16 protein-coding genes are annotated in these 17,595 nt (G+C 62.0%); 4 read left to right on the top strand and 12 right to left on the bottom strand.

Annotation, left to right across the window (positions count from 1 at the left end; all coding sequences use genetic code 11):
• The first annotated feature begins 732 nt into the window (after nucleotides 1-732).
• Entirely contained in the window at nucleotides 733-1,773 is a 1,041-nt protein-coding gene (locus tag AC1TQG_RS04425; protein WP_482135718.1) for an alpha/beta hydrolase, read from the top strand.
• 55 nt (nucleotides 1,774-1,828) lie between these two features.
• On the opposite strand, the gene AC1TQG_RS04420 is transcribed toward AC1TQG_RS04425, so the two are convergent.
• The gene (locus AC1TQG_RS04420; protein ID WP_482135717.1) at nucleotides 1,829-2,764 is read right to left on the bottom strand and encodes a 1,4-dihydroxy-2-naphthoyl-CoA synthase; all 936 of its coding nucleotides are present in this window, start codon (nucleotides 2,762-2,764) and stop codon (nucleotides 1,829-1,831) included.
• Nucleotides 2,765-2,800: 36 nt separating this feature from the next.
• A complete protein-coding gene (locus tag AC1TQG_RS04415; protein ID WP_482135716.1) occupies nucleotides 2,801-3,898 on the bottom strand; it encodes a GGDEF domain-containing protein in 1,098 nt (365 codons plus the stop codon).
• A 26-nt stretch (nucleotides 3,899-3,924) separates the two neighbouring features.
• On the opposite strand from AC1TQG_RS04415, the gene AC1TQG_RS04410 reads away from it, so the two are divergent.
• Nucleotides 3,925-4,596: a PaaI family thioesterase gene (locus AC1TQG_RS04410; RefSeq protein ID WP_482135715.1), complete on the top strand. Its 672-nt coding sequence runs from the start codon at nucleotides 3,925-3,927 to the stop codon at nucleotides 4,594-4,596.
• A 2-nt stretch (nucleotides 4,597-4,598) separates the two neighbouring features.
• Here the strand turns inward: AC1TQG_RS04410 and AC1TQG_RS04405 are convergent, their stop codons facing one another.
• The gene (locus tag AC1TQG_RS04405; protein WP_482135714.1) at nucleotides 4,599-4,862 is read right to left on the bottom strand and encodes a hypothetical protein; all 264 of its coding nucleotides are present in this window, start codon (nucleotides 4,860-4,862) and stop codon (nucleotides 4,599-4,601) included.
• A 139-nt stretch (nucleotides 4,863-5,001) separates the two neighbouring features.
• Here AC1TQG_RS04405 and AC1TQG_RS04400 point away from each other — a divergent pair, with 139 nt between their 5' ends.
• The gene (locus AC1TQG_RS04400) at nucleotides 5,002-6,111 is read left to right on the top strand and encodes an enoyl-CoA hydratase/isomerase family protein (RefSeq protein WP_482135713.1); all 1,110 of its coding nucleotides are present in this window, start codon (nucleotides 5,002-5,004) and stop codon (nucleotides 6,109-6,111) included.
• Nucleotides 6,108-6,884, top strand: a complete 777-nt coding sequence (locus AC1TQG_RS04395) for an enoyl-CoA hydratase (RefSeq protein ID WP_482135712.1) — start codon at nucleotides 6,108-6,110, stop codon at nucleotides 6,882-6,884. Before AC1TQG_RS04400 ends, AC1TQG_RS04395 begins: the two co-directional genes overlap by 4 nt.
• A gap of 63 nt (nucleotides 6,885-6,947) precedes the next feature.
• On the opposite strand, the gene AC1TQG_RS04390 is transcribed toward AC1TQG_RS04395, so the two are convergent.
• From AC1TQG_RS04390 to AC1TQG_RS04350, 9 genes are all read right to left on the bottom strand, one after another.
• Nucleotides 6,948-8,342 carry a cytochrome P450 gene (locus tag AC1TQG_RS04390; protein WP_482135711.1) on the bottom strand — a complete coding sequence of 465 codons (1,395 nt, stop codon included), beginning with the start codon at nucleotides 8,340-8,342 and terminating at the stop codon, nucleotides 6,948-6,950.
• 88 nt (nucleotides 8,343-8,430) lie between these two features.
• A complete protein-coding gene (locus tag AC1TQG_RS04385) occupies nucleotides 8,431-11,064 on the bottom strand; it encodes a helix-turn-helix transcriptional regulator (protein ID WP_482135710.1) in 2,634 nt (877 codons plus the stop codon).
• A gap of 53 nt (nucleotides 11,065-11,117) precedes the next feature.
• The gene (locus AC1TQG_RS04380) at nucleotides 11,118-11,315 is read right to left on the bottom strand and encodes a hypothetical protein (protein ID WP_482135709.1); all 198 of its coding nucleotides are present in this window, start codon (nucleotides 11,313-11,315) and stop codon (nucleotides 11,118-11,120) included.
• 114 nt (nucleotides 11,316-11,429) lie between these two features.
• Nucleotides 11,430-11,654, bottom strand: coding sequence for a response regulator transcription factor (locus tag AC1TQG_RS04375; protein ID WP_482135708.1), 225 nt, complete (start codon nucleotides 11,652-11,654; stop codon nucleotides 11,430-11,432).
• 155 nt (nucleotides 11,655-11,809) lie between these two features.
• On the bottom strand, nucleotides 11,810-12,805 hold the full coding sequence (locus AC1TQG_RS04370) for a hypothetical protein (RefSeq protein ID WP_482135707.1): 996 nt from the start codon (nucleotides 12,803-12,805) through the stop codon (nucleotides 11,810-11,812).
• Nucleotides 12,802-14,025, bottom strand: coding sequence for a sensor histidine kinase (locus AC1TQG_RS04365; RefSeq protein WP_482135706.1), 1,224 nt, complete (start codon nucleotides 14,023-14,025; stop codon nucleotides 12,802-12,804). Before AC1TQG_RS04365 ends, AC1TQG_RS04370 begins: the two co-directional genes overlap by 4 nt.
• Nucleotides 13,992-14,654, bottom strand: a complete 663-nt coding sequence (locus AC1TQG_RS04360) for a response regulator transcription factor (RefSeq protein ID WP_482135705.1) — start codon at nucleotides 14,652-14,654, stop codon at nucleotides 13,992-13,994. Before AC1TQG_RS04360 ends, AC1TQG_RS04365 begins: the two co-directional genes overlap by 34 nt.
• Before the next feature lie 233 nt (nucleotides 14,655-14,887).
• Nucleotides 14,888-15,763 (bottom strand): WecB/TagA/CpsF family glycosyltransferase, encoded by an 876-nt coding sequence (locus tag AC1TQG_RS04355; RefSeq protein WP_482135704.1) that lies wholly within the window; start codon nucleotides 15,761-15,763, stop codon nucleotides 14,888-14,890.
• A 42-nt stretch (nucleotides 15,764-15,805) separates the two neighbouring features.
• Nucleotides 15,806-17,254, bottom strand: coding sequence for a sugar transferase (locus tag AC1TQG_RS04350; protein ID WP_482135703.1), 1,449 nt, complete (start codon nucleotides 17,252-17,254; stop codon nucleotides 15,806-15,808).
• Nucleotides 17,255-17,595: the final 341 nt, after the last annotated feature.

Genomic DNA, 17,595 nt, shown 5'->3' with positions numbered 1-17,595 from the left:
ATCGCTGCGAATTGGCTGGAGGTAATCGACGCGACGGTCTTGTCGATATCGACGGACCTCAATTATCCATGCGACGTCTAGCCGCTGAGGGTCTCACGGAGATTCGCCGACCACACGATTGAGTGGTGCTCCCAGGTTTGGCTGCCGACGTGTCGGAAAGCGAACCCCCGGGGTCCCCAATGGGCGCCCCGGGGGAATCAGCTTGTGTTACTTGTCTATTCGGCTGGAGGTGTCTCGCCACCGCCACCGAGGAGGCCCCCGATGATCGCGATGATTGTGCCGAGTCCGATTTCGGATGACAGGTCTGTCGATGCCATATGCTTTCTACCTTTCGTAGACTTCATTTGGTTGAACACGACTCGTCGAAGGGGGCTCCAGTTTTGAACTCCCCGACCAACTTGAGCCAACTTCACCCTGTCATCGAATTTCGAATATGTCATGTGTTTTCGGCGGCTGATTTTCGAATTGTTTTGACATATCGCTTTGAGCTGGAATCAATTTGGAAAATTGGTAATTGATTTGTGTCCCCAAATGTCATGACGGCGCCGGGTGGTATGGCTGGGCGACACCGTTCGGATGACGAGTGTATGGAGGGATAGCGATAGCAAATGCGCTGGTTGCGCTCGCTCGGACCGGTACGCCGAACAGCTGGTTCGGCCGGTTGCGGGCCTGGTGTTCCTGTATTACTTTCCCGCGCGGCCGTTTTCCGGCTAATGTCGCCTCGTGACCCGAATGAGTACAGGAAAGACCCGCCGGTATGCGCGCGTCGCGCTGACCGCAGCAGTGACCTCGGTGATGGCTGCCACCACGCTACTGGTGACGTCGCCGGCCACCGCTGAAGGCCTGCCGCAGATCGGCATCGAATCGCCCGGTGGATCGAAGCTGGTGGGTATGACCCCGACCGGCCCCAAGAATCTCGATCTACTCGTCTACTCGGCGTCGATGGACAGGAACATTCCGATCTCGGTGATCTTGCCGAAGGATCGGTCGGTGCCGCGGCCCACGCTGTATCTGATGAACGGGGCCGGTGGCGGTGAGGATTCTGCGAACTGGCAGGCCAGGACCGACATCAACGGGTTCTTTGCCGACAAGAACATCAACGTGGTGACCCCGAACGCGGGTGCTTTCAGCTACTACACCGACTGGCAGCAGGACGACCCGGTGCTCGGCCGCAACAAGTGGTCGACGTTCTTGGGCAACGAATTGCCGCCCATCATCGACGAAGCTCTCGGTACCTCAGGGCTCAACTCCATTGCCGGTATCTCGTCGTCCGCGACCTCGGTGCTGAACCTGGCGATCGAGCATCCGGGACTCTACAAGTCGGTCGGCTCGTACAGCGGCTGCGCGTCGACATCCAGTGATCTCGGCCAGATGTACATTCGGATCACGGTCGACGCACGCGGCGGTGGCGACCCGACCAACATGTGGGGGCCGCTTGACGGACCGGGCTGGGCGGCGAATGACCCGATCCTCAACGCTGAGAAGCTGCGCGGTGTGAAGCTCTACATCTCGAATGGCACCGGCCTGCCCGGAAAGCACGAGACCCTCGATCGGGCCGACGGTGACGTCCAGACTCTGATCGACCAGATCATTGTTGGTGGTGGCATCGAGGCCGCCACCGGTCTGTGCACCGCTGCCCTGGTTGATCGCCTGAACGAGCTGAAGATCCCGGCCACATACGACTTCCCGCTGACCGGAACCCACTCGTGGGGCTACTGGGAAGATCAGCTGCACCTCTCATGGCCGACGCTGGCAGGCCCGATCGGCGCCTGACCCACTCGACAACACAAAAAGGCCCCGCCATCTGGCGGGGCCTTTTTGTTGGGTCCTAGTAGTAGAACGGGTAGTCGTCCCAGTTCGGATCGCGCTTCTCCAGGAAGGCATCTCGGCCTTCGACGGCCTCGTCGGTCATGTAGGCCAGCCGGGTGGCTTCACCGGCGAAGACCTGTTGGCCCATCAAACCGTCGTCGGTGAGGTTGAACGCGAACTTCAGCATGCGCTGAGCGGTGGGGGATTTGCCGTTGATGGTCTTGCCCCATTCGATCGCGGTCGCCTCGAGGTCGGCGTGATCGACCACTTCGTTGACGGCACCCATCCGCTGCATCGACTCGGCGTCGTAGGCGCGGCCGAGGAAGAAGATCTCGCGGGCGTTCTTCTGACCGACCTGCTTCGCGAGGTAGGCGCTGCCGTATCCGGCGTCGAACGAGCCCACATCGGCGTCGGTCTGCTTGAAACGGGCGTGTTGGCGCGAGGCCAGGGTGAGGTCGCAGACAACGTGCAGTGAGTGGCCACCTCCGGCTGCCCATCCGTTGACAACTGCGATCACCACTTTGGGCATGGTCCGGATCAGGCGCTGCACCTCGAGGATGTGCAGCCGGCCGCCCTCGGCCTTGACCCGGGCCGAATCGACGGTGTCGGAGGTGTCGCCGCCCGCGTACTGATAACCCGAGCGGCCGCGGATGCGCTGGTCGCCGCCACTGCAGAAGGCCCAGCCGCCGTCCTTCTCGCTCGGGCCGTTGCCGGTCAGCAGGACCACTCCCACGTCGGGGCTCCGACGCGCGTGATCCAAGACGCGATACAGCTCATCGACAGAGTGGGGGCGAAAGGCGTTGCGCACCTCGGGGCGATCGAATGCGATCCGCACGATGCCGTGTGGGCGACCCTCGCCGACGTGGCGGTGATAGGTGATGTCGGTGAGGTTGTCGAAACCTTCAACCGATTTCCACTGCGTTGGATCAAAGGGCTGATCTGTTGAGGCGCTCATGGGTTCTGAGCGTAGTGGCAGATTTTCACACCATGATCAGGAGGTCTGCTCGAGCTCTCCCGGACCTTTGGCGCGTTTGGCCCGGTAGAGGTCGGCGTCGGCCTCGGCAAGCAATTGCGCGATGGTGATGGTCGCGGCAGGTCCGAAGGCGGCGCCGAAACTGGTGTCGATGTGTTGTGAGCGGATCCGGGTGAGCACGTCATCGGATCGTGCGCCGGACGTGCCTTCGATGCAGATCGCGAACTCGTCGCCGCCGAGTCGGGCGAAGACGGCATCTTCGGGAATCGACGACCGCAACTGTCGGGCGAAGTCGATCAGGTGTTGGTCTCCTGCCTGATGTCCGAACGCGTCGTTGATGGCTTTGAAGTTGTCCACGTCGAGCGCGGCAATGCTCAGTGTTGTCTGTGCGGAACGTGCGCGAGCGAGTTGGTGGGCGGTCGCAATCTCCCAGCCGGCCCGATTCGGCAGTCCGGTCAGTGGGTCGGTGCATGCAATGGTGACGAGAGCGCGCGTCACCAGCCCGAAGGATTCGGCCGCGCCCACTATGGCGAGGACAAATGCGAAATAGGTGAGTGGTGAGGCCGATACCGACACCGCCAGCGCGAGCACGGTTGACGCGGTCAGGACGGCAATGAGTACGCGTGCGAGGGCGAGTCGCAAGAACGCGATCATGTACATCGACAAGAACATGGCGGCCACCAGACAGACGAACGGGGCGCCGGCGAGCACGTGGAATGCGATCACTGCAGGGGTCGCGATCATCGCGGCAACGATTGCCGGAAGCAGATTGGCCGGCCGGCGCCGCAGATAGATCAAACCGAATAGGCCCATGATCACTGCGACGATGGCGCCCGCGGGGTTGGCGACCTCGACTTTCCTGATCGACAACGGGAACAGGATGGAGAGAAGCCCGATGGTGTACAGGAATGTCGTTGCTGCCAAATAGATGCGAAGGGCCCGGAGCTGTAGCCGCCGCACAATCTGGGTCGTGGTGCCGGATACCAGGCTGAATCGGTTCACGGTGTACTCACGCTTGTCGGGCCGGCCCGCGTTCACACACCACGGATAGAAGTATGTCCCAGTGTCCGAATCGGTGCTGTGCAACGCAGGCTGAAGAGCCTGCGTGCGGCTCATCGACTCCGGTCGATACTGTCGTAGCCATGACCCCGGGAAACCCACTAGAAGAGACCGCCGTGACCTTTGGGGACGACGCGCCTCTCGAAGAGCGTCACGAGGGTGGATTTCGCCCGAAGTTCGACCTCGACCTGACCCGCGGTGGTCCGCGATACGGCGAGTTCATAGAGCAGGTTCGTACGTTCATGGACCGGGTGAAAGCGGCTTGTCCGCCTGACGATCTCGTCGATGAGCTGATCGACGAACTGAAGGTGATGAACGACCGGCTGGACGCCGTGGCGATCGACGAATGGCGCGCACCTTCAGGTGGGCGCATCGATCTGCCGGCACGGGGCAACATCACGTTGCCGCCCTATGAGGTCGACGAGGCCACGGCCGAGAACGTGAAAGCGCGGATCACATTCCGGCGCTATCACCTCGGTGGGAACAATGCTGCCCACGGTGGCCAGGTCGCGGTGGCCTTCGACGATCTATTGGGCATGTCCGGCGCGCTCGGATCCGGTGGGATCACCCGGACCGCATATCTGACGGTCAGCTACCGCGCCATCACCCCGCTGGGGAAAGAGCTCGTGATGAGGTCGTGGGTCGACCGCATCGAAGGACGGAAGGTGTTCCTCAAGGGCAGCCTTCACGACGGCGACACCCTGTGCGCCGAGGCCGACGGACTGTTCATCAAACTGAACCCCGGCCAGCCGTAGATCTACCAGCGCCGCCGCTTTCGCAGGGCGTAGAGGGCGATGCCGAGTCCGACGGCGCTGAACAAATCGGAGACGGTGAGGCCATTGGAGGGCGTGAACCGGATCAGGACGTGCCCCTCCCACGGTCCGTTGAACAGGACCCACGCGATAGATACACCGATCAAGATGAATGCCGCCGGGCGACTCGGTCGAGCCAGCGTCCACGCGCCGCATGTGAACAGGAGATTGAGCACCACGACTCCATAGAAGGCTGCGTGCGACATCATCAGCACAGTATCGCCGTGTCGACCCCATCGGTCTGGGATCTGCCGCCGTGAGCCTGCCCACCCGGGCGGAGTGTCCTGGACCAGGTTACTAGGATATGCAAGTATTGTGAGCGCCGTCGCATTCGATCATTGGAGAGTCATGTCAGACGAGAGCACCGTCCTGGTCCGGACGGAAGGCCGCATCGGCCGGATCACCTTGAACCGCCCCAAGGCCATCAACGCCATCACCCACGAAATGGTGCTTGAAATCGATGCTGCTCTCCGTAAATGGGCAGATGACGACACCGTTGAAGCGGTGGTCGTCGACGGCGCCGGTGAGCGGGGCCTGTGCGCGGGCGGCGATATCGTTGCCATCCACCGCGACGCCTTGCAGTCGACCACCCTCGACGACGCGGTCGCGTCTCCCTCGGGCAAGTTCTGGTACGACGAGTACATCCTGAACGCCTACATCTCGCACTACCCGAAGCCCTACATCGCACTGATGGACGGCATCGTCATGGGCGGCGGGGTTGGTATCTCGGCGCACGGCAACACCCGGATCGTCACCGACCGCACCAAGATGGCGATGCCTGAGGTCGGAATCGGCTTTGCGCCCGACGTCGGCGGCACGTATCTGCTGGCCAAGGCCCCGGGCGAACTCGGCACATACCTGGCGTTGACTGCTGCGCAGATCAACGGCGCCGATGCCATCGCTGTCGGATTCGCCGACCACTACCTACCGTCGGACAAGATCACCGACTTCATCTCGGCGCTGACGCATCGGTCGGTGGATGAGGTCATCGGCGAGTTCTGCATCGAACCGCCGGAATCGGGCCTGCTGGCCAAGAAGCGCTGGATCGATGATGCCTTTGCGGCCGACACCGCGGTCGGGATCGTCGAGCGACTGCGCGGTCACGACGAGTCCGATGCCCACGACACCGCCAATGTCGTTGCGGCGAAGTCTCCCACCTCGATCGAGGTGACCGTGCGATCGCTGCGAGAGATCACCGCAGCGGAGACGGAGCGCAGCGGAGCTCGACCCAGCCAACCGACCACATTGGAGACCGCGCTGGTCACCGAATATCGGGTGTCGATTCACTTCCTCGTCCATCACGACCTCGCCGAAGGCATTCGCGCACAGGTCATCGACAAGGATCGGTCACCCAAGTGGTCACCGCCAAGCCTCACCGCAGTCGAGAAGGCTGACATCGACGCCTTCTTCGCCCCGGTACCCACAGAACTCGAACTGACGAACGGAAACCAGGCATGAGCGACTACGAAACGATCATCACAGAGCAGCGCGGCCGGGTGGGAATCATCACCCTGAATCGCCCGAAGGCTCTGAACGCCTTGAATTCTCAGCTGATGAACGAGGTCGTCGCGGCGGCCCAGGCATATGACATCGATCAGTCGGTCGGCGCGATTCTGATCACCGGTTCCGAACGCGCATTCGCTGCCGGCGCCGACATCAAGGAGATGGCCGACAAGTCTTACGTGGACATGCTGGCGGTGGATTTCTTCAGCGCTTGGGATGGCCTGGTCAACGTTCGGACACCGGTCGTCGCGGCCGTCGCCGGGTTTGCCCTCGGTGGTGGGTGCGAGCTGGCGATGATGTGCGACATCATCATTGCCGCCGAGAACGCGGTCTTCGGTCAGCCGGAGATCAACCTCGGTGTGATCCCCGGAATCGGTGGCTCGCAGCGACTCACCCGCGCCATCGGTAAAGCCAAGGCCATGGACATGGTCTTGACCGGCCGCCGGATGAAGGTCGACGAGGCCGAGCGCGCTGGCCTGGTCTCCCGGGTGGTGCCCACCGAGTCGTACCTCGACGACGCACTCGCGGTCGCGAACACCATCGCGGAACTGTCGCTGCCGATCACGATCCTTGCCAAGCAGGCGGTGAACCGGTCGCAAGAGATCGGCCTCACCGAGGGAATTCTGTTTGAGCGCAGGGTCTTCCACTCGACGTTTGCAACCGAGGACCAGTCCGAGGGCATGGCCGCCTTCGTCGAGAAGCGCGACGCGAAGTTCAACCACCGCTGATCGCGCACACCGTATAAACGCTCGTCCTTCTCACGCCCGCGCAGTTCGCAGACTGCGCGGGCGTCAGTTTTCTGCGCGGCTGTCGCTTGGGTTGCGGTCGGACACCCGGACGCGGATGGGTCCCTTCGGGATCATCGTGAACGGAAGTGTCACGGGGAAGTCGTCATTCAACGCTTCGATTCGGTGGCGACCGACGGTGGTGGCCAGTGCAAGAGTGGCTTCGAGCATTGCGAAGTGAGATCCGATGCAGCCACGTGGTCCCCCGCCGAAGGGCAGGTACTGCCACCGGTCGCGGTCGTCGAAGTTCTCTGGAGCGAACCGATCGGGGTTGAACTCCAAAGGATTATCCCAAATCGACGGATCGCGGTGCATCGCATAGATACCCACCGCCAACCAAGTACCACCTGCGACCCGAAAACCGTCCACGTCGACGTCGGCGACCGCCTGCCTGGACAGTGCCGGTGCCGGCGGGCACAGCCGAAGCGCCTCGTGCAACACCCGAACCGTGTAGGGCAGATCCGACAGATCGTCGGGTGTCAGTCGACGATTGCCGAGCTGGGCGACCTCGTCTGCGACGCGATTCTGGAGGACCGGATTGCGTCCCAGTGCCCACAGCGAATAGGTCAGCGTCGTCGACGTGGTGTCGTGACCGGCGAACACGAATAGGACGAGCTCGGCACAGATCTGTTTGTCCGTGAGTGAAGCACCGGTCTCCGGGTCCGTTGCATCGATCAGCGCACGGACCAGTGGTGCCTCCCGGCTGGGATCATCGCGACACTCCTGCAGGATCTTGGCGGCGAGTAGCTGGAGATTTGCGGCGGCTGTTCGTGCGCGGTGTCGGGCGGGGGTCGGCGTCCAACGCGGCGCTCTGAGCGCCCTCGCGGCGCGGCTGATTGCATACCCCAGCGTTGTGTTCATCGCATCCGCGAGACCCTCGATGTGGTCGTCGAGCCCGAGCCCGAGCACCGAATGCCCCAGAGCCCGCAACGTCAGCGAATGGCACATTGCGTCGAGGTCGGCCACGTCCGAATCGTCGCACTGGTCAAAGCAGTACTCGGCCGCCTCGGCCATGTACTGGGAGTACCCGGCAACGCGGTTTTTGGTGAACACTCGCTGAAGAGCGCGACGACGCGGCAACCACTCGTTGTGCTTGAGGTTGAACAGATTGCCGCCCATCAGTTGCCGCTGTTCATCGAAGAAGGGAAGGTCCTTCTCGATGAATGTGTGCGGGCGATCGAGCACATCGTGAATCCCCTGCGGTGATGTGGTGATGACCAGTTCGGGGATCATCCACTTGGGCGCGAGCTTGTAGCGGGTCACTGGGCCACCGGCGTCGCGAAGCGTTTCCATCCCGCTGTGATAGTTCCGGGTGGCCTTCACCCGCTTGAGATAGGGCAGTGGGTTGCGTGGTGCGAGGGGGAGTGTGGCCACCTCGACGGGATCGACTGTTTCGACCATGATGCGACCGCCTGTTCCGGTATCGGGTCGTCGATTGGTTCTGCAACCGACTATTCAACGGTCTGGCCGGAGCGTCGCGAGTAGTCGACTACCTCAATCGGGCACCGGTGAGGATCTGTGACAGTTCTTCTCGGCTGTTGACCCCCGCGCGTTGTGCGGCGCGATACAGGTGGCCCTCGACGGATCGCACAGAGACGCTCAAACGGGTGGCGATCGCGCTGTTTGACAGGCCGGCTGCAGCCAACGTGATGATCTCGCGTTGCCGCGCTGTGAAAGGTACGGCCACCGTTGCCTGGAGTTGGGCCGGAGTTGCGGTGCGTCCGCATTCGATGGCCAGACGCCGCGACATCTCGGACGCCAGGAGTGCCGATCCACGTAGTTGCCTGCTGCTGAAGATCCGTCCTGCCTGAGCCGCGGTGTCCGCGGCCGCCAACCGGTCGCCCATTCTCTCGTAGTATCCGGCGGCGGTGAGCACGCCTGCGGCGTCGTCGGTTGCCAGCGCGGCCGCGTGGCGTGCGGCGATGAGTGCGCGGGGTCCATCGACTCGAGAAGTCAGGTCGCCGAGCCGGTCTGCCACTGTGAGACAACCGAATTGGGTGGCGGTTTGCAGTGCCATGACCTCATAGCCGGTTTGGCCGCGGCGCCGTGCGTCATCGGCGGCCGCGATCGCCAGTTTAATCGCGTGGCTGACGGCACCCTCGACAGCGTGGGTCCAGGCCTTGGCCAGTGCCAACCCGGTTTCCATGAAGGTGTACTCGGAAGGCCAGACGTCCGACAGCAATTGCAGAGTTGTTCGGGCACCGGATATTTCACCACTGACGGCCTTCGCTTCCGCAAGCCAGATGAGGCAGGCCGGACTCAGGCCGTGCGGGTTCGAGGTGTCGTTCTCGATTCCCACCCGGCTATCCAACAGTTCGGTGATCGCAGTCTGCACCCGCCCGGCCGCCAGAGCCGCATGCCCTCGTAGAAACGTGGCCTGGATGTGGGTGGTACCCCCGACGTCACGTGCGATCTCGGTGAACCGGGTGGCCTCATCGAGGCATCGGTCGATACGGCCGGCGATTCGGCAGACCCGGGCATGGATGGCTGCGAGCCAGAACTGCAATTGCGCGGTCTGCCACGAGACCTCTGCTCTGGCGAAGCCTTGGTTTGCGTATTCGGTTGCAGCATCGCATTTTCCGATGGCTCCGGTGGACATCACCATGGCGGCTGTTGCCATCATCGAGAAGAAGTCACCCGTCCCGGTCCCGGAAAATGACGCCTCGGCCTCCCTGATAGCGTCCCTGGGCGCTGCCTGCACAGAGAGTATGCAGGCCCGGACTGCGTAGAGTTCCGATCGCACCGCCTGGGTGAGTGATCCCGCATCGACCCTATCGAGCAGTTCTGACGCCTCGGCGGGACGTGCGAGCATCCACACGAGGTTTGCGGCCCGCAAGATGTTCCACCGGGCGAAGGCCGGATTACCTGGCTCAACGGCATATTCGATGAAAGCCTGCTCGGCCCTCTGCCCCTGGCCCGCCACCACCAATGTCAGCAGGTGAAAATACGCCTCTTCTGGTGAGATATCCAGGGCCAGCGCGGATGTGGCGAATCGTGTCGCAAGGTCGACATCGAGCGACAACAGCGCGATCTGTGATGCCCGGGCGAGAAGTGGGGGATCGGGACGAAGATCGGATTCGATCAGAAGCACTGCGCGCCGAAGCACGGCGGACGGCTCACCACGCTCACCGTCGGAGAGCGTGTTCGCGATGTCTGTGGCCAGGCGGCGGCGCCGAAGCAGACCGAGTTCAGCCCGGCGGACCTCTCCCAGCAAAGGGTGGCCGAGTCGGACGCTGATCGTTCCCGTGGGTGAGACGCGCGTGTTGATGGCACCCAACGATTCGGCGAGTTCCAGCGTGGGCGCGTCGACCAGTGAGGCCAGTTCGGCCGTCGTCAGTGGTTCGCTGACGGCCAGCAGGTCGACCAGATCCGACACCGCGGATGGGAGATTGGTCATGTTGGCCCGGATGATTTCCGCCAATGTCGGAGAGATGGTCAGGTTGCCGGACCAGAACCACAAGCCGGAGGTGTTGGTGAAACGGCCTGCTGCGTACTCTTCGTCGACGAGTTGGCGCAGCAACAGGACGTTCCCGTCGCACAGCGTGTGCAACCGTTTGAGGCTTGTTGATTCGATCGGTCCGCCGAATGCTCGCTCGAGTAACTGGCGCGTCTCTGTGCGGGACAGCGGCTGCAGTTCGAGGCGCGGCAGGTGCCGGTCTTTCCACAGAGCTGCGATGGCATCGGGTGCGGGTTCACCGGTGCGTATCGACGCCAACACATTGGCGAGTTTGCGTACCGTCAGCTCGTGAATCACGAATGCGGATTGATTGTCGAGGAGATGCGCGTCATCAACCGCCACGATCGGGGACTTGTCGTCCGATGACGTCAAATGGTTGAGAAGGCTTCGAATCTGCCGAAGTGGTTGCGCGTCCACGTCGATATCGAGGTCGAGGTCGGCAAAAACGGCAAGTGGTACATCTCGGGACGACAACGTCGCGGACACCCGGTAACACCGGTGGCCCAGGCGGCTCGCCGCCGCGACGGCCTCGGTGCACAGTCGGGTTTTGCCGACACCGGCCGCACCACCGATGACGATGCCGTTGCCCCCACCGCGACGAGTGATTGAGGCCGTGGCGAGTTCTACTTCTTCTCGGCGTCCCGCGATCGGCCACTCGACGAACATGATCGACCCCCTCGATCACAATTCACGATGTCTGAAAGTTCTGCTTTATCTGCTCACCCGTGCCGCTGGCGTAGGTGAGCCAGCTTTGCCTCGGCGACGTCGTAGAGCATCGGTAACGCAGTGATGTCGACGTCAAGGCAGTCGGCGACTGTTGTGGCCGGGATTCCGGCGGCTCGCAAGCGCAGCGCGATCGAATACACCACCGGCAGATCACTCATGGCGGTGTCGAGATCAGGCGCGTTGGTTGCCACCCATGCATCGTCATCCGATTTGGAAGGCGAGGGTGGGGTAGCGGACTACCCCGATTACGGGTGCCGATTCGTAGCCCTACTCAGGCACCGCGCTGTCATGGACTCCGGGATGTGTCAGAACTCGTCGAGCGTGACGTAGCCGTCTTGGAGAGCGCGCGCCAACAGTGCTGCCTTGGTGTGCGCGGGTCGGCCGCTGGCCGCGTATTTACCTCGGATCCGGTTGACGTGAGTGTTGACGGTCGCCGCAGTGATGAACAATTCGCTGGCAGCGCTGGACTTCGAGTCATGCTTTACCCAGCAGCGCAGCACTTCGATCTCGCGTGCGGTGAGACGTGGCATGGCAAACCCTCTGATGCTGAGAGGGGCAAGTGACAAAGTCATCGAAATATCTCCTGGTGATTGGCTTCCCGGCCCAGGATGATCTTCTTATGATTGGCGACGTTCGGGTAGCCACATCTTTTGGTTACACCAAAAATGCCTCATCGTTACCGTTGCTAGCTAGCAAGGTCGGAGGCCGGATCTCCATGCACGTCAAGATCAATCCTCATCGTGCCAGACTTTTCGTCGCTGCGATAGATCGAAATCAAATTCGATCTTCCAGGAGGTAGGACACGGATTCGTAGGTGCCCACCATCGGAGGTGTGGAGCACCGCATTCACATGCTGCGTGACCCGCTGGTGGACCGCGGGCGATGTGTAGGTGAGCCCGCCGTCATCGATCATCACAACGTCGACGCCTCGGCGCCGGGCGGCACGCACATTGCCGGCGACCGCAGCGTTCGTCAGCTCTGCCGCCTGTATCTGATCGCGGAGCTGACCCTCGAGCAGCGCGCAGGTTCTCTTGTCTGCGTCGGAAAGCTGCTGTCCCTCGGCGATTCGCGTGAGCATCGGTCGGACCATCGTTTCGAGGTCGGAGAGCCGGGACATGCGTTCTTCACGGGCGGCGCCGGCAGCAGCTGCTCGGGCCGCTTCCTCGGACTCTGCGCGGTTCATTGCCTCGATGGCGAGAATCGAATGTCGCAGGACCAATGCGAATGCTGTTCCGACGAACAGTCGGACCGGTAGCAGCATCATCAGAACAATGTCCGGGCGTCCCTCGGAAAATATTGCGGACCACGCGATGATGAGGACGTAGCAGCCTGCAAAGCTGGACCAGGAGAGCAGGATTCGTCCACGAAGGCAGAGTATGACGCACAGTATGGCGACAGAGCTCAAAAGCCAAGGTGGACGGCTGCTTTCGATGACCTGAGGTTCCGCGATCAGGAATGTGAGCACGGCGGCCGGCAGTGCCAGGCAAGCGATGGCCGTGAACCGGAGCTCAAGTGGGTCCTTGTGCCCGAAGGTGATTGCGCCTGCACAGATGCAGAGGAACCCCAGTGTCACGATGACCGGCCACACAGCGCCGTCGGCGGGCAGGCTGCCGAAGGCAACAAAGGCCGTGACCGCGACAAAACTGAGAAACGCCAGGCCGACGAAGATTCGGGTGGTCATGTCGGTCGCCGCCAGGTCAATACCACGTGGGTACCGTCGCCGGGCTTCGAGCTGATTGTCGCCGATCCGCCCGAGATCTGTTCCAGCCGCCCACGAATCGACAGCGCAATACCCAAACGATCGGAGGGGACGAGGCTTTCGTCAAAGCCGATCCCATTGTCCGAGATGTCGATGGTCAGCGAGTTCGTACCCATCGTCAACAGGACCGAGCGCTTGGCGTCAGGACCGGCGTGCCGGACACTGTTGTGCAGCGCCTCGGACATGGCTGCCATCATCGCGTGCACGGCGTCCTGTGGATAGGTCGTCGATGCTTCGATCGCTGCGGTGTTGTGCACCTGTGAGCCCGGGTCCACGACCTCGGCGGCAGATTCGGCCTCGGAAATCACCTCGGTTGGAGTCATGGCGCGCTGTAGATCGTCATCGGCTCGGAGGTCATCGAGTTGCTTCAGGGTGGCGAGGGCCTGGCTCTGCAGTTCGACGTTGGTGCCCTCGCGGGACGCGGCCCACATGATCGACATGACGCGATCGTGGGTGATCGCATCCAATCGTGCGCGTTCACGTCGTCGACTCTGCTCAGCGGCGTTGGCTTCCGCGCGGGCTTTTGCGCGAACCTGGGCGCGATCGCGAAGCCTGCCGGTCTGCAAGGCAATGATTGCGATGGTAAATGGGACCGCGGATACGAACAGCCCCCAGGCGAGGTCGGTGACGAACTCGGTGGCGCTGGTTCGCTCCGCCACGGAGGCGCTGATCAGGCGGGTTGCCGTCACCGACACCAGGAAGTAGACGGTCGCCGCAGGGAGCGGCATCACAACCACAGCCGCGACACTGGCGACGCCGGCGATCGGTGTCAGCCAGGCGCCGCTCCCATCGTCGGTCGGTAGGCCGTTCCACACGAAGGGGAACGACGCGAAGACGACGACGTAGGAGATCGACACCGCCCACGCCGCACGATATGTCCAGCGGCTGTCGGGGATGAATGTGTAGACGAACATCGCTGCTGCGGGCGCGACGATGAACGTCAACGCGGTGATGGTCCACCACGTCGGGACGACTTCCGAGAGAGATCTGATGGGGGTGATCAGCAGCAGCGGGTAAAGGCACATCGCGATCGACCCGAACCGGCTGACCTGTCGGGCTGTGAGATCGCCGGCCGATGTCGGAGTTGGCGACTCCGGCGTTACCGATCTCAGCGGCGAAAGCGCCGCGGCATTGGTAGCCATCCGTCCTCCAGTGCCCGTTTGTACAGATCGGTCTTCGTGGGTGCCGGCCGACCTGCCTCGGAATACTTTTGTTTGATCCGCCCTACGTACGAGTTCACGGTCTCGGCCGACAGGCCGGTGATCGCGGCCACCCGCGTTGCAGGCTCACCCGCGGCGTACAGCTCGAGAATCTGACGCTGTCTGGGGCTGAGGTTGACCGCAGCGAGATTGGGATCGGAGTCGATGGCGGTGGCCCATTCCATGGTGGGAACCACCACGCCGGACAGTGCCGATCGGATCGCGCTGATGAGCTCTTCTACGTCGACTGATTTTCGCAGGATGCCGAGCACCCCCGCGGTGAGAGCTTCGCGGATCAGGAATGGCTCGGACGCAGACGTGAAGATCAAGATATTTTCGGTGACGCTGCGCAGCTGCTCGATATTGCTGCGCGGCCTCGAATCATCGGAAAGCCGAAGGTCGAGGAGAGCGAGATCGATCGGTTCGCCCTGGTCGATGAGTTTCGCCACCGTCGGAGCATCAGCCACCACCGACAATCCGGCTGCCTGATTGATGATCGTCACCAGACCCCGCCGGGTGGTCGCGAAATCTTCCACGACTCCAATTCGGGCAAGCTCGCGCGTCTCATCCATGGGTCACACGGTGAGAAATTGCGAAAGCCTCCATTGGTGGGACCTACTGGTTCAAGTCTGCCTGAACAGACAGAACGTCTATTTGCCGGTTCGGGATGAACTCACGCCCATGTTCTTGAGCTGGCCAAGAATTATCTTAGCTGTCACCAGCCCAAACCGCAGGGGTCGTTACTGATTGCCCGGTGCACGTGGGCGGCAGGCTGAGCGTGTTATGCGGGGCGGGAAAGTTTGATTCACACCGCGTTGACCGGGACCGTGGCTCGAGGCGGTAGGGCAACGGTGGTTTCGACAATGGCGGAGCGGAAATCTCGTGTCACTTGCGCACGGCGCAAGGTGAGCAGCTCGGGTGGACCTTCGAGTAGGTAGCGGCGGGCCAACCGTCGAGGATCGGACCCGAGCCGGTGGAGCCATTCGAGCCCGAGGCGTTGCAGTTGAACCGGTGCCCTCGCAGTGGTTCCTGCCAGGAAGTCGGCCGCTGCACCAAAGGCCAGCAATGCGCGTGATCCGGTCAATGTGCCGAAGTGTTCGATCCACATCTCCTGACGGGGTTTGCCCAATCCGACCACGAGTATGTCGATCCCGGCATCCCGGACCTCCTCGGCGTCGCGTGCGCATTTACGTGGGTCCGAGAGGTCGGCACGGTCAGGCGACCAGTAACGGACCGGTCCCAGCCCGCCAAAGTCCTCCCTGATCCGCTCATCCAGTTTTCGGTGCAGATCGGGAAACCCCCCGTAGAAGCCGACGCGGCTCCCGGCGCGCTCGGCCTCGTGCAATATCGACGGCAGCAGGTCTGCGCCCGTGAGGCGAGGCCAAGGGCGCCCCGTCAACTTCGTCGCGCGGGCAACGATGGGGGCTCCGTCGGCGAGTAGCACCCAGTCGACGCCGTCATCACCGTGGCGATCCGGGTGGTCGAGGCGTGGGCCACCAGGGGAGGTGAAGTGATGTAAGTGATCGAGGTTGACCGATCCGATTGCCAGCGGGGTTTTCTGCGGACCGCTCAGACGTCTCTGCACCGCATCGAGCACCAGATCTTCCGTGCATAGGTCGACAGGGACTCCGCCGACCATCATCGTTACGGTCTGCGGTGCCAGAGTTGTTTCTGAGTGCATCGTCGCTCTCCTGAAAATCGGGTCGAGTCGGGGGTGGTTCGGTTAGTACGCGCCTTGGCTTCTGATGACGGCATGCAATGTGCGCCAAAGGATTAGGAGGTCCTGCATGATCGACCAGTTCTCGACGTAGAGAAGGTCGAGGCGTACGGATTCGTCCCACGACAGCTCCGAGCGCCCCGAGATCTGCCACAGACCGGTCATCCCGGGGCGAACGAGCATTCTGCGGATCACCGGGCCGCGGTATTGCGCGACCTCTTCACGGAGTGGCGGTCGCGGTCCGACCAGGCTCATGTCGCCGGTCAGGACATTGATCAGCTGGGGGAGTTCATCGAGGCTGTACCGGCGCAGAAAGGCGCCGACACGAGTGACGCGGGGATCCACACGCATCTTGAACAAGACGCCGTTTCCGTCGGATGCTTCAACCAATGCGGCTTTTTGCTGGTCAGCACCATCGACCATGCTGCGGAACTTCCACATCAAGAACGGTTTGTTGCCCAGTCCGATACGTTCCGCCCGATAGAAGATTGGGCCGGGTGAGCTGCATTTGACCGCAATTGCGCAGACGAGAAGCGCCGGGGCCAAGAGAAATAGCAGGGTACCGGCGCCGAGTCGGTCGACGCCGGCTTTGAGGAACCGGTTTGCTCCGGCGTAGCGCGGCTTGTCGATGTGCACCATCGGCAGCCCGGCCACCGGGCGCACCATCATCCGGGGGCCCGCGATGTCCGTGACGCCGGGTGCCACCACCATGTCGACATCCATCGCCTCGAGCTCCCAGGACAGCTCGCGCATCACCGAATAGCCAAGTGCGGAAGCGGATGTCACGGCGACAGTCGTGGCGCCGGTCTGCTTGACGGCAGTGGTGAGGCCAACAAGATCCACGGCCGAGGGTTGACGGGGTCCGAGCGGCGTCGCGGCCGAGCCGAAATGGCCCTTCGGGGTCGAGGCGTCCCTGGTGTTCACCAGGCCGACCACCTTGTAGCCCAAGATCGGATTGTCTTCGATGCGATCGATCAATGGAATCGAAGAATCGGAATCGCCCACTATGAGTATTCGCTGTAGATTCGTTCCGTTTGCGCGCTGGTGGGTCAGATTCTTGCGCCACACCCATCGGCCGGAGAGTAGCGCAATTGTTCCGAATGGCAATGCGACCGCCACGAAACCGCGAGCGATATCCAGCTTGAATGCGAGGTCAAAAATTGCCAAGAATCCGAAAGCCATAAAGCAGGCGGTGGCCACCCTGCTGTATTCCGTCGCTCCGGATCCTATGATTCTCTTGTCCGAACTCTGTGTTATGCGCAATGCGACGATCCACGCAACAGACAACGCGATTGTCTCGATGAGAAGATGGTTGCGTTGGTCAATTCCCAACCCACCATTTCCGGAGAATCGAATAATTACCGCACCCGCCACCGCCCCGAGTACCAGCGTGAGATCGGTCCAGAGCACCCGGCGCACATACGCCACCGACCAGCGCTCAAAAGTGCCGTTCACCAGCTCAAGGGTAGGTCTGTCGGTGTGGACAGGTGCGGCGTGCGCTTCGTTCAACATGACTCTCGGACCCCTTGCGCTGTTCGAATTTCCGGTGTGGACGCAGGATGCTGATTGCCACAGTTAATCGAATATTGGCGAAATTACCTTTGATTGCTCGACGGGCCACATAGTCCAATTGGGCTACAGCTGGACCGGGATAAAAGTTCGTTTGAATAAATTCTCAAAGGGGATTGATTTGGGAATTACGAATTTCAATAGAAGATCATCAATTGATGGTCCATAAATGAACGTTAAGCTCAGATCTGCATCACAGGAACGGAACTGAAATGGAGAGTCATTGC

This window comes from Williamsia sp. Y844, from assembly GCF_056786475.1.
Note: the sequence above shows the minus strand (reverse complement) of the source record. Positions and strands in the feature narration are given on the sequence as shown.

Excerpts from the sequence above, each read along its gene's own strand:
- AC1TQG_RS04425 (WP_482135718.1), top strand. The coding sequence starts at position 733 with ATGAGTACAGGAAAGACCCGCCGGTATGCGCGCGTCGCGCTGACCGCA.
- AC1TQG_RS04420 (WP_482135717.1), bottom strand. The coding sequence starts at position 2,764 with ATGAGCGCCTCAACAGATCAGCCCTTTGATCCAACGCAGTGGAAATCG.
- AC1TQG_RS04415 (WP_482135716.1), bottom strand. The coding sequence starts at position 3,898 with ATGAGCCGCACGCAGGCTCTTCAGCCTGCGTTGCACAGCACCGATTCG.
- AC1TQG_RS04410 (WP_482135715.1), top strand. The coding sequence starts at position 3,925 with ATGACCCCGGGAAACCCACTAGAAGAGACCGCCGTGACCTTTGGGGAC.
- AC1TQG_RS04405 (WP_482135714.1), bottom strand. The coding sequence starts at position 4,862 with ATGATGTCGCACGCAGCCTTCTATGGAGTCGTGGTGCTCAATCTCCTG.
- AC1TQG_RS04400 (WP_482135713.1), top strand. The coding sequence starts at position 5,002 with ATGTCAGACGAGAGCACCGTCCTGGTCCGGACGGAAGGCCGCATCGGC.
- AC1TQG_RS04395 (WP_482135712.1), top strand. The coding sequence starts at position 6,108 with ATGAGCGACTACGAAACGATCATCACAGAGCAGCGCGGCCGGGTGGGA.
- AC1TQG_RS04390 (WP_482135711.1), bottom strand. The coding sequence starts at position 8,342 with ATGGTCGAAACAGTCGATCCCGTCGAGGTGGCCACACTCCCCCTCGCA.
- AC1TQG_RS04385 (WP_482135710.1), bottom strand. The coding sequence starts at position 11,064 with ATGTTCGTCGAGTGGCCGATCGCGGGACGCCGAGAAGAAGTAGAACTC.
- AC1TQG_RS04375 (WP_482135708.1), bottom strand. The coding sequence starts at position 11,654 with ATGCCACGTCTCACCGCACGCGAGATCGAAGTGCTGCGCTGCTGGGTA.
- AC1TQG_RS04370 (WP_482135707.1), bottom strand. The coding sequence starts at position 12,805 with ATGACCACCCGAATCTTCGTCGGCCTGGCGTTTCTCAGTTTTGTCGCG.
- AC1TQG_RS04365 (WP_482135706.1), bottom strand. The coding sequence starts at position 14,025 with ATGGCTACCAATGCCGCGGCGCTTTCGCCGCTGAGATCGGTAACGCCG.
- AC1TQG_RS04360 (WP_482135705.1), bottom strand. The coding sequence starts at position 14,654 with ATGGATGAGACGCGCGAGCTTGCCCGAATTGGAGTCGTGGAAGATTTC.
- AC1TQG_RS04355 (WP_482135704.1), bottom strand. The coding sequence starts at position 15,763 with ATGCACTCAGAAACAACTCTGGCACCGCAGACCGTAACGATGATGGTC.